Genomic DNA, 1496 nt, shown 5'->3' with positions numbered 1-1496 from the left:
AACGACCTGACAGGTATTACCCCAGAGTAGTGAGGAAAAGACCGACTAAATACCCCACAAAGAAAAATGCCAGTCAGCTTAACTGACTGGCATTACGCATTTGCGGGCTTTCTTTTTAGTTAAGCGTAAAGCGCACACCGAGTTTTCGTCATTGAACGGCGGTTTTTGGATATACGTACGAGGCTAAACATCTGAAAGTAAAATGGTATCTCCCGAGCTAACGTTTAATGCTTGTGCTGTTTTGCGAGAAATAACAGCTATTTCGTCTTGTTCTTCGGTTTCTGCCATCATTGCATAAAAAGGCTGGCTTAACGTGGCGATAAGCTTCATTTTACTCTCGGTGCCGCGCCTTGTACCTTCGCCAACTTTTATTCTTACTTGCTTTGTTGATTTGACAGTTTTTAGGCTTGAAACTTCAGCTTCCATACTCGGCGCACCATCAAAAATATCGATATAGTTCGTGAATTTAAACCCTTCTTTTTCTAGCATTGCCATAGCGGGTTGGCCGTCGTTATGTGGTTTACCAATAGCCGACTGAGCCTCTTTGGGTAACATATTTACATACAGTGGAAGTTTGGGCATTAAATCAGCAATAAATTGATTTCCGTTTACGGCACCATATAAATCCGCTTCAGCGTATGTCATAGGAAAAAAGTGACGTCCGACGGCATTCCAGAAAGGCGATTCCCCATCCTTATTTACATAGCCTCGTAGATCGGCCATGACTTGCTTTGGAAATACATGCTGATGTAAACCCATAAAAAGGTAGCGTACTTTTGAAAGTAGTTTTCCGTTGAAGTGTTTTCTGTATTCAGGCAGTAAGTAGAGTGATGCCACTTCCGCGTACCCCTCAAAATGGTGACTTAGGTGCAGTATGTCGTGGGTGTAGTGTGCGCCTAGTGATTTATTTCGCTGTGCGACTTTTTCTCGCTTGTAACTATAAAAACTGTCCTCTTTTCCTAATTCACCAAAAATTGCAGATGTACCAATAAGCTTGCCAGTTCGAAGGTCCTCCAATACAAACAAAAGGTAGTCTGGACGCTCTTGACGCATAAGTTTTTGTTCTTCTCTAATTGAACGCTTTAATTTGTTATCAAGCGTTGCTCTATCCGGTGGGAAGGTTGTCATACCTGGCGATGCAGCTTCAGCTAACGCAAGCAAGCCTTCCAAGTCATCACCTTTTGCTAGCCTCACGCGGGTGTCAAAGCTGATGTTATTAGTCGTAGTTTGTTTAGCGCCAATCGTTTTACACTCAAGGTGAATACCCGCGACCATGCAGCGGACGGAGCCTCCTCCCATTTCAATAGTAGGCACTGCGATGGGAAGTAAAGTAAGATCGCTGGGTAGTAAAGCTAGTTGCTCTTCGTTCATTGAACTAAAAGCAGTGTCTGATATAAGCCCGAATTCAACTGCGAAGTGCGACACTCGTCAATATCAAGCAGCCAATGCCATTTCTTTAAATACAATCGCTGGCTGCTTGAAGCCTAAACACTTTC

The 1496-nt window shown here is 43.4% G+C and carries 1 protein-coding gene; it reads right to left on the bottom strand.

The annotated features are described in order from the left end of the window. Positions 1–183 precede the first annotated feature (183 nt). The gene (locus BIZ39_RS21725; protein ID WP_187448102.1) at positions 184–1425 is read right to left on the bottom strand and encodes an arginine N-succinyltransferase; all 1242 of its coding nucleotides are present in this window, start codon (positions 1423–1425) and stop codon (positions 184–186) included. Positions 1426–1496: the final 71 nt, after the last annotated feature.

The sequence above is a fragment of the Alteromonas sp. BZK5 genome (genome assembly GCF_014349115.1).
Lineage (GTDB): Bacteria > Pseudomonadota > Gammaproteobacteria > Enterobacterales > Alteromonadaceae > Alteromonas > Alteromonas macleodii.
Note: the sequence above shows the minus strand (reverse complement) of the source record. Positions and strands in the feature narration are given on the sequence as shown.